This window comes from Desulfobulbus sp., from assembly GCF_030824455.1.
In the GTDB taxonomy this organism is placed as follows: Bacteria; Desulfobacterota; Desulfobulbia; order Desulfobulbales; family Desulfobulbaceae; genus Desulfobulbus.
Map to the genome: position 1 here is coordinate 67,983 of NZ_JAVBXR010000015.1, position 9,815 is coordinate 77,797.

5 protein-coding genes and 2 pseudogenes are annotated in these 9,815 nt (G+C 52.8%); 6 read left to right on the forward strand and 1 reads right to left on the reverse strand.

Annotation, left to right across the window (positions count from 1 at the left end; all coding sequences use genetic code 11):
- Positions 1 to 129 precede the first annotated feature (129 nt).
- From RCH93_RS02755 to RCH93_RS02785, 6 genes and pseudogenes are all read left to right on the forward strand, one after another.
- The gene (locus RCH93_RS02755) at positions 130 to 1,788 is read left to right on the forward strand and encodes a class I SAM-dependent DNA methyltransferase (RefSeq protein WP_306546782.1); all 1,659 of its coding nucleotides are present in this window, start codon (positions 130 to 132) and stop codon (positions 1,786 to 1,788) included.
- Positions 1,778 to 3,154, forward strand: coding sequence for a restriction endonuclease subunit S (locus tag RCH93_RS02760; protein ID WP_306546783.1), 1,377 nt, complete (start codon positions 1,778 to 1,780; stop codon positions 3,152 to 3,154). The genes RCH93_RS02755 and RCH93_RS02760 overlap by 11 nt, the downstream gene beginning before the upstream one ends.
- A gap of 9 nt (positions 3,155 to 3,163) precedes the next feature.
- The gene (locus RCH93_RS02765; RefSeq protein ID WP_306546784.1) at positions 3,164 to 4,429 is read left to right on the forward strand and encodes an FRG domain-containing protein; all 1,266 of its coding nucleotides are present in this window, start codon (positions 3,164 to 3,166) and stop codon (positions 4,427 to 4,429) included.
- On the forward strand, positions 4,426 to 5,919 hold the full coding sequence (locus tag RCH93_RS02770; RefSeq protein ID WP_306546785.1) for an RNA-binding domain-containing protein: 1,494 nt from the start codon (positions 4,426 to 4,428) through the stop codon (positions 5,917 to 5,919). The genes RCH93_RS02765 and RCH93_RS02770 overlap by 4 nt, the downstream gene beginning before the upstream one ends.
- A pseudogene (locus tag RCH93_RS02775) lies at positions 5,912 to 9,054 on the forward strand (type I restriction endonuclease subunit R). The gene RCH93_RS02770 and the pseudogene RCH93_RS02775 overlap by 8 nt, the downstream one beginning before the upstream one ends.
- 64 nt (positions 9,055 to 9,118) lie before the next feature.
- Positions 9,119 to 9,289: pseudogene (locus RCH93_RS02785) on the forward strand (IS4 family transposase); the annotation flags it as partial.
- Here RCH93_RS02785 and RCH93_RS02790 read toward each other — a convergent pair.
- Positions 9,228 to 9,620 (reverse strand): hypothetical protein, encoded by a 393-nt coding sequence (locus tag RCH93_RS02790; protein ID WP_306546788.1) that lies wholly within the window; start codon positions 9,618 to 9,620, stop codon positions 9,228 to 9,230. The pseudogene RCH93_RS02785 and the gene RCH93_RS02790 sit on opposite strands and share 62 nt — an antisense overlap.
- Positions 9,621 to 9,815 lie beyond the last annotated feature (195 nt).

Sequence of the window (9,815 nt, forward strand, 5' to 3'; positions counted from 1 at the left end):
CATTAAAAGCCCTTGGTCACACAGCCATGATGCCAATATAAAGTGACCAGACAGGGGGAGAAACTGTGCCCTGATAGGGCATGGTGGTGCAAGAGTTTTCTGTCTGTCAACTGAAAGGAAGCGTTTCTTATGTCGCAAACCGAACACCAATTTCTTGATGCCCTGGATAAAAAGCTGTGGATTGCAGCGGACAAGCTGCGCTCCACCCTGGATGCGTCCCAGTACAAGCACGCCGTACTCGGGCTGTTGTTTGTCAAATATGTGTCTGATGCCTTTGATGTACGGCGCAAGGATTTGTTTGACCAATTCGAGGATACGGGACATGACTATTATATTGACCCGGAAGATTTTTCATCTCCGGAGGAGTATCTGGCCGAAGTGGAGTCTGAGCTGGAGATTCGGGACTATTACACCGAGAAGAATGTCTTCTGGGTTCCCCAGCTGGCCCGTTGGCAGACCCTGCGCGACAATGCCAACCTGGCGCCGGGCACCGAGATCGAGATCAAAAACGGCAGCACCCACACCTACACCTTCCGCAGCGTGGGGCGGTTGATCGATGATGCCCTGGAGGCCATCGAAAAGGACAACCCCAAGCTCAAGGACGTACTCAACAAGCAGTATGGCCGCCTACAGATCGACCAATCCAAGCTGATCGAGCTGATCAATCTGCTCTCCGAAATCCCTTTCACCCACGAAACCTTGCAATCCAAGGACATCCTTGGCCATGTCTACGAATACTTCCTGGGGCAGTTCGCCCTGGCCGAGGGCAAGAAGGGCGGCCAGTTCTACACCCCCAAATCCATCGTCAGCCTGATCGTTGAGATGCTGCAACCCTTCCAGGGGCGGGTGTATGACCCAGCCATGGGCTCCGGCGGCTTTTTCGTCCAGAGCGAGCGGTTCATCAAGGAGCATGGCGGCGCCATCGGCAACGTCTCCATCTATGGCCAGGAGTACAACCACACCACCTGGCAGTTGGCGGCAATGAACATGGTGATTCGCGGCCTGGATTTCAACTTCGGCAAGGAACCGGCCAACACCTTCACCAACGACCAGCACCCGGACCTGCGGGCCAACTACATCATGGCCAATCCGCCCTTCAACATGAAGGAGTGGGACATCGGTGTCAGCGACGACGACCCACGCTGGCAATACGGTCGTCCGCCGACCGGCAATGCCAACTTTGCCTGGCTACAGCACATGCTCTACCACCTGGCGCCCAATGGTTCCATGGGGCTTTTGCTGGCCAACGGCTCGATGAGTTCCAATACCAACACCGAAGGCGCCATCCGCAAGGCCTTGGTCGAGCAGGATCTGGTGGAGTGCATGGTGGCCCTACCCGGTCAGTTGTTCACCAACACCCAGATTCCGGCCTGCATCTGGTTTCTGACTCGCAACAAAATGGCCCGCAACGGCTTTCGCGATCGATCCGGCGAGGTGTTGTTCATCGATGCCCGTAAGCTGGGCTACATGAAGGATCGGGTGCTGCGGGATTTCACCAGAGAGGATATCGAGCGGATAGCCGGCACCTTTCATGGTTGGCGGAAGGGGGAGGGCTGCGAGGACGAGGCTGGATTCTGCAAAGCGGCCACGCTGGAGGAAATAGCCGGTTATGACCATGTCCTGACCCCGGGCCGCTATGTGGGAACAGCGGAAGAAGAGGACGACGGCGAACCCTTCGCCGCGAAGATGGAACGGTTGACGGTTCAACTTTCAGAGCAGTTTGCTGCAAGCGCTCGGTTAGAGGCTCAGATCAAAGAGAATCTAGCAAGGATCGGGTATGAGTTCTGATTGGAACAAAACTCGTTTATCGGAACTGATAGAAGTCAAACATGGTTGGGCTTTTAAAGGGGAATATATTGTCGAAGGTTTAAGTAAAGGCCCTATTGTTGTGGCAATTGGAAACTTTGATTACAGCGGTGGCTTTCGATTCGACTATACAAGAATTAAACGTTATGCAGGGGTTTATCCAAAAGAATATGAGCTTAACGCTGAAGAGATACTTCTGGCTATGACTTGCCAGACTGCCGGTGGAGAAATTTTAGGAATACCTGGCAGGATTCCCAATGATGGAAAACTGTATCTACATAATCAACGTCTCGGAAGAGTAATAATTAAAGATAAAAATTTAGTTGATGATGAATTTCTGTATTGGTTATTTATTTCAAAAAATTTTAAAAATCATCTGTTTAACACAGCAACTGGCACTAAAATACTTCATACGTCTCCTGAAAGAATTACCAGTTATGAATTTTACCTCCCCTGCATTAATGAGCAAAGATTGATTGGGCAATTGTTAAAATGTTTCGCAAATAAAATAACATCAAACTGTCAAGCAAACCAGACCCTGGAGGAGATAACCCAAGCCATCTTCAAATCCTGGTTTGTGGATTTTGAGCCGGTCAAGGCCAAGATTGATGCCAAGGCCAACGGCCAAGAACCAGAACGAGCCGCCATGTGTGCCATCAGCGGTAAATCCGATGATGAACTCGACCGACTTTCCACCGATCAGTTCTCTCAGCTCCATGCTACCGCCTCCCTCTTCCCCGATGAACTGATCGACTCTGAACAGGGGCTGATCCCGAAAGGGTGGGAAAGAACATCAATTTACACAATTTGTGATGTCATCTATGGCGCCCCTTTTAAGTCCAAACTTTTTAATAACGAAAATATTGGGGTACCTCTTATCAGAATTAGAGATTTGAAGAATGAAGTTCCCGGTGTCTACACCGACGAAATCCACTCCAAAGGTTATATGGTTACACCAGGAGATTTGTTGGTTGGCATGGATGGAGAGTTTCGCCCTTATCTTTGGGGAGGAGAAAATGCTTGGCTCAACCAACGAGTTTGTTGCTTTAAAGCAAAAGAACAGTATTCTACAGCTTTTTTGATATTTACAATATCCCCTCAATTAGCTCACATTGAAGCGACTGAAACAGCGACAACGGTTATTCATCTTGGCAAAGGTGATATTGATTGTTTTCATTGTATTCTTCCACCGGTAGCACTCATTAGCATTTTTAATAATTTGGCAAATAGCCTTTTTGAAGAAATTGTGGTGTTGAAAAGGGAATCAACATCTCTCGCTCAGCTCCGCGACGCCCTCCTCCCCAAACTCCTTTCCGGTGAAATTGACCTACAGCAGATGGCTGTTTGATGGTGAATAATGGAGAATACGTATTGGGAGAGCATACCGGTTTGGAACCCATCCGGACAATGCTTTGAGATCATGGCCGACCGTCTCAGCGGTCGCATCCCGGTCACCAGAATTGAGCGCTGGCAGGATTTTTCCAGTCTACTGGAGAGCAGCTTTTTCAACACCAACGGCATTCAATTTGTCTTCCGAGGCCATCGTCGCTATGACTGGAGTCTACTGCCCACCCTTGGCCGCTTGACCGAGAACGGTATTGTCAGTGAACAGTTGTCTAACAGACATCTCGAATTATTCAGGCGAGCGGTGCGTGGTAGGCTGAAAGACACCTCGCTGCTTGTTGAAGCTGAACAGGAGGATGAACTCTGGGCTGTGGGCCAGCATCATGGTCTTATGACTCCGTTGCTCGACTGGACCTACTCTCCCTTTGTGGCTTTATTTTTTGCCTTTGCCAAGGAAGACCAGCAAGGAGAGGACGACAACCCTTATCGTGCGGTGTATGTGCTCAACAAATCTTTTGTTGCCGATGATGGGCGTTGTCCGGACATCCGATTGCTCGAACCTCGGAAAGATGACCATGGCCGGTTAGTCAACCAGGCGGGCCTTTTCACCTATTCTCCCACCGACGCGACCATAGAAAACAAGCTCATCGAAACCATTTCCGACTTTGATGAGTTCAAAGAGGCGGATGAAGACAACGAAGCTGCTTTGCTCGCCCACTACCTCTGTAAAATTTATATCAAAAACGAGGACCGGCAAGGTTGCTTGAGAAGCCTGCGCCGGATGAACGTGCACCACGCCAGCCTCTTTCCCGACCTTCTCGGCGCCTCCGATTACTGTAACCTACTTATGGAGGAAGAGCAGCGTCAGCGGGCTCTTGCTGAAGCTGCTCAAGAGCTGGTTGCATCTGTTGTAAAACAAGAGCCTGCAGAGCAAAAGGTAACAAGCAAGTCTGCTGGAACACCCGAGAGTCAGGACGAGGTGGCTATGGTCGCCGCAATCTTGCGTGAGCCCGCAGAGAGTTCCCAGGTTGAGCCTGGCCGCATTCAACTCATCGCCAAACAGTTGGTTAGTGAAATCAATAAACAGAAGGTGGTTGACTGGGAGAAAAGGGACATCGCACTGGCTAAAGTACGCATTGCTGCGCGAGTTGTGTTGCGGAAAAATGGGTATCCTGTAGGGGCACGGGAACAGGTTGTGGAGAGGATAATTGCAACTCTCCTTCAGGCGGCCGGTAGAGTAGACGATGGCGGAGCCTTTGATCCAGGAGTCCCCCGGTGAAGACCATTCAATCACTCGCCGACATCGCAACCCTCTCCGAATCCGTTGATCTCGAATGCAAACTTGCCGCCGGCAAAGACGGCAAAGGGGAACTCCCCACCGATTTCTGGCCGACCTACAGCGCCTTTGCCAATACCCACGGCGGGGTCATCGTATTGGGGATCAAACAAAAGCAGGACCGTTTTTCCCTGCATGGCCTGGGCGACCCGCAACGCATCGTCCGGGTGCTGTTTAATCACCTCAACAACCCGCAGAAAGTCAGCTGCAACCTCCTGACCGATCAGGATGTCGCCATTCTTCAGGTCGCCGATAAAGAGATCATCCAGATTCGGGTGCCGGCCGCGCATCGCAAGCAGAAGCCGGTGTACCTCAACGGCAACCCCTTTAAGGGCAATACCTATCGCCGCCTGCACGAAGGTGACCGTCCCTGCGACGATGAAACCGTCAAGCGGATGTTGGCCGAGCAGGTGGAAGACAGCCGCGATACCCGTATACTCTCCGGTTTCGGGCTCGACGACCTTGACCGGGAAAGCCTGCACGCCTACCGCAAGATGCTGGCCGCCCTTCGGCCCGATCATCCTTGGATCGCTCTCACCGATCAGGAGTTTCTCCAGGTCATCGGCGGCTTTCGCCAGGACAGGCAAAGCGGGGAGAAGGGCTTGACCTTGGCCGGGCTGATTATGTTCGGGCAATGGCCTGCCATCCAGGAGGGGGCGCCTTTCTATTTTGCCGACTATCAGGAACAACCGGAGGATAAAACCAGCCAGGTTCGCTGGCTGGACAGGATAGTCCCTGACGGCAGCTGGTCCGGCAACATCTTTGATTTCTTCCGCAGAGTTTCACGGAAACTGGTGGCGGAGTTGAAGGTCCCTTTTGCCCTCAAAGGCAATTTCCGCCTAGAGGACACCCCACTGCACCGCGCTTTGCGGGAGGCGCTGGTCAACACCCTGGTGCACGCCGACTACTCGGACCGGGCATCGATTCTGGTGGTGAAAGATCCCAGCGGTTTTCTGTTCCGCAATCCCGGACTGATGCGGGTGCCGGTGGAACAGGCGCTGCGCGGTGGCGAAAGCGACTGCCGCAATCGCACCCTGCACCAGATGTTTTTGATGATCAATCTGGGGGAGCGGGCCGGTTCCGGCCTGCCGAAAATCCGTCAGGGCTGGGAGAGCGCGGGGGGAACGCTTCGTATTCACGATACCTTTGCTCCCTACGACCAAACCCGGCTAGAAATGGCATGGGGAGTGGCTGAGGAGGCGCAGGCACAAGAGACGGGGAAAACGTCGGGGAAAACGTCGGGGAAAACGTCGGGGAAAATCATCGATGCCATCCGCCAAAACGGGCACATCACCATACCTGAGCTGGCGCAACAAATCGGCATAACCCGGCGAAGCATTGAGCGCAACATCCAGAAACTCCAGGCTGAGAGCAAGCTCAGGCGCATCGGCGCCGCCAAAGGTGGTCATTGGGAGGTGGTTGGCGATGAATGAAGCGCAGCTGGAGCAACTGTGCCTGCGTTGGTTTCAGGAGATCGGCTATGAGCAGGTCTTTGGGCCGGACATCGCCTGTGACGGAGCAAGGCCGGAGCGGCAGGATTACCGCCAGGTTGTCTTGATTGGCCGGTTGCTTTCGGCACTACAGCGCATCAATCCGCATCTGCCGCCCACTGTTCTTGAAGAGGCGTCCCTGGTCCTGACCAAGCCCGAATCCCCGGTGCTGCTTCATAACAACCGTGCCTTTCATCGCCTGCTGGTGGAAGGGGCGCCGGTGGTTTTCAATCAGGGTGAAGAAACCCGGCATGACCATGCCCAGTTGATAGATTTTCACAATTTCCGCAACAACCAGTTCCTGGTGGTCAATCAATTCACCATTCAGGGGAGCAAGCAACACCGTAGACCCGATGTGGTGGTGTTCATCAACGGCTTGCCAATCGCAGTCATCGAGCTGAAAAATCCGAGTAATGAACAGACCGATATCTGGGATGCCTTTAACCAGCTCCAGACCTACAAGGAGGAGGTTGCCGATCTCTTTGTCTGTAATGAAGCCCTGGTGGTGAGTGATGGCTGGACAGCCCGGGTTGGTTCCCTGACTGCCAACAAAGAGTGGTTCATGCCATGGCGCACCTTGAAGAATGAACACGACCAACCACTGTTGACCTATGAACTGGAAAAGGTGGTGAAGGGATTTTTCGATCCGGAGTTGTTGTTGGACTACATCCGCTCTTTTGTGCTCTTTGAGCAGGAGGGCGACACCTGGATCAAAAAGATTGCCGGGTATCATCAGTTTCATGCCGTGCGGGAGGCCGTGCGGGTGACGGTGATTGCCGCCAAACAACCAGAAATGGGACAGACTGCGGAACCTCGGGCTACCTACGGCCAGGAAGTCGTGCCGGGGTCGCGTAAGGCCGGAGTGGTCTGGCATACCCAGGGGTCGGGGAAAAGTCTGTCGATGTGTTTTTATGCCGCCAAACTGCTGCGGCAGCCGGAGATGAATAATCCCACCATCGTGGTGGTGACGGATCGCAATGATCTGGACGGCCAGTTGTTTGCCACCTTCACCAATGCCCGTGAGTTTCTTCGGCAAACCCCGGTGCAGGCCGGCAGCCGTGACGATCTCAGGGAAATGCTGGCAGCCCGTCAGGCCGGCGGCATCCTTTTCACCACCGTGCAAAAATTTTCCCTCATGAACGGCGAAGTGGCCCACCCGGTATTGAGTGAACGCAGCAATATCGTGGTGATCAGCGATGAGGCCCATCGCAGCCAGTACGGCCTCAAGGCCCGGCTGGACACGAAGTCGGGTCAGTATATCTTTGGTTTTGCCAAACACCTGCGTGACGCCATTCCCAACGCCTCCTTCATCGGCTTTACCGGGACGCCGATTTCTCTGGAAGATAAGGACACCCGGGCGGTGTTCGGGGATTATGTGTCCATTTACGACATCCAGGATGCGGTTGAGGATGGGGCCACGGTGCCGATCTATTACGAGTCCAGGCTGGCCAAGCTCGACATCAACCGGGATGTGATCGACGAGTTGAACGAGGAGGTAGAGGAGGTTATCGAGGACGAAGAGGACCTGGTGACGCGGGAGCGGACCAAGAGCCGATGGGCGGCATTGGAGAAGCTGGTTGGTGCTGCCCCCCGGTTGCACGAGGTGGCTGCGGATCTGGCTGCCCATTTTGCAGCGCGGTCAGCGGTCATGCCCGGAAAAGCCATGGTCGTCTGCATGAGCCGGGAAATTTGCGTGCATATGTACAAGGCTCTCGTTGCCTTGCGGCCCGATTGGCATGATCCCGATCCAGAGAAGGGGGCAATCAAGGTGGTGATGACCGGCTCTGCTGCGGACCGGGAACTACTGCAACCACATGTCTACAGCCAGAAGGTGAAGGAGCGGCTTGCCAAACGGTTCAAAGATCCGGAAGATCCACTCCAGCTGGTCATCGTTCGGGATATGTGGCTCACTGGCTTTGATGCGCCTTGTTGTCATACCATGTATGTCGACAAGCCCATGCGCGGACACAACCTGATGCAGGCCATTGCCCGGGTTAATCGTGTGTTTCGCGACAAGCCCGGCGGCCTGGTGGTGGACTATATCGGCATTGGCAATGAGCTGAAAAAGGCGTTGAAGGACTACACCGATTCCAGGGGCAAGGGCGCTCCGACCTTATTGGCGGAGGAGGCTTTTGCCCTGTTGCTCGAAAAGCTGGAAGTGGTGCGGGCCATGATGCATGGCTTTGATTACAGCGATTTTGCCACTAATGGGTTGATGATTCTACCGCTGGCGGCCAACCATCTTTTGGGGCTGGAAGACGGGAAGAAGCGGTTTCTTGATGTGATGACGGCAATCACCAAGGCCTTTTCCCTGTGCAGCACCTTGGATGAGGCCGCCGCCGTGCGTAAGGAAATTGCGTTCTGTTCAGCGATCAAGGCCGCCATCATCAAGCATACGACCGTCGACAGGAAACGGGCCGAGGAAGAGAAAAATTCGGTGCTGCAACAGATTCTCGACAATGCCGTGGTCGCCGATGGTGTGGCCGACATTTTTGCATTGGCCGGATTGGACAAGCCGAACATCAGTCTGCTTTCGAATGAATTTCTTGCGGATGTACGGCGGATGCCACAAGCAGGAATTTGGCAGTGGAACTGCTGGAAAAACTCCTGCGCGACGCTATCAAGGCGCGAACCCGCAACAATGTGGTGCAGGAGATGAAGTACGGCGAGCGTTTGCTGGAGACGCTGCGCCGATACCATAACCGGGCCATTGAAACAGCCCAGGTTATCGAAGAACTCATCCAGATGGCCAAAGATTTCCAGGCGGCCATGAAACGCGATCAAGAACTGGGGCTGTCACCGGATGAAATTGCCTTTTATGACGCCTTGGCCAACAATGAAAGTGCGGTGCGGGAGCTAGGCAGCGAGGTCCTGAAAAAAATCGCCCATGAATTGACCGAGAAGCTCCGGGCCAGCACCACGGTGGATTGGCAGGTGCGGGAGAGCGTCCGGGCGCAGATGCGCAACATGATCAGGAGGTTGCTGAAAAAATATAAATATCCGTCGGATAAACGCGATGAGGCGATAGAGCTGGTTCTTCGGCAGGCTGAAAAATTATCCCACGCTTGGACAGAGTGAGGGGAGATGGCAATTGACAAGAGGTGAAAAGCAGCTACTTCGAGAAAAAATAAGGAAAATCATTTATCTCATGTTGGCCTATCTGAAATTCAAAGCAAAACTGGGTAGTTCCATGCAACAGATGCTTCGTCTCTTGCAACTCAACCTCTTCGCCAGAGATTTGATCGAACTTTTTAAACCGCCATCAATTCAACCTGCTGTTTCTCCACAAATTTTACTGTGGGAAGTTTTATGAGACAGCAGTGACATTTTTTTGGACATTTTTGGAACATAAAAAGCGGGTTCGACTGTTTTGCCCAAAAATAAGATGTAACAAAATCAGTATTATGTGCACAAGAGTCGAAAGTGAAATCTCTTCCCGGCAACTCGGCAAAATTATAGATATTATTGGATAAAAATAGAACATTCAAGCTGGCGGCCCATCTTTGTCCACTCTTGTCATCCACCGCAAGAGGTATGAAGATGGGCTTTTCTGTTTCCAGCACGTCCTCACCAACACCAGAGTATCTGACAAAAAAAAACAAAACGCCAGCGAGAAGGGACAACGCTAGAGTATCTGGCAACATGTATCAGTGCCCATCCGGGTACATCTTCCGGTTGAAATTCCATTGAACCTCAAGCCAATTGTGGGAAAGACCGAATTTATTCCAATTCTAATTCAAAAGTGAACTCATGATCCACGGCCACGCGACGATGGAATGGACTCTTGGTGTATCACATTCCATTGTCCGTAACGAGTCCTCGAGGTGGTCTTCAAGGGC

Bases quoted from the DNA above. Each gene is read 5' to 3' on its own strand.
- RCH93_RS02765 (WP_306546784.1), top strand. From the start codon at position 3,164: ATGGAGAATACGTATTGGGAGAGCATACCGGTTTGGAACCCATCCGGA.
- RCH93_RS02790 (WP_306546788.1), bottom strand. From the start codon at position 9,620: ATGTTGCCAGATACTCTAGCGTTGTCCCTTCTCGCTGGCGTTTTGTTT.
- RCH93_RS02755 (WP_306546782.1), top strand. From the start codon at position 130: ATGTCGCAAACCGAACACCAATTTCTTGATGCCCTGGATAAAAAGCTG.
- RCH93_RS02760 (WP_306546783.1), top strand. From the start codon at position 1,778: ATGAGTTCTGATTGGAACAAAACTCGTTTATCGGAACTGATAGAAGTC.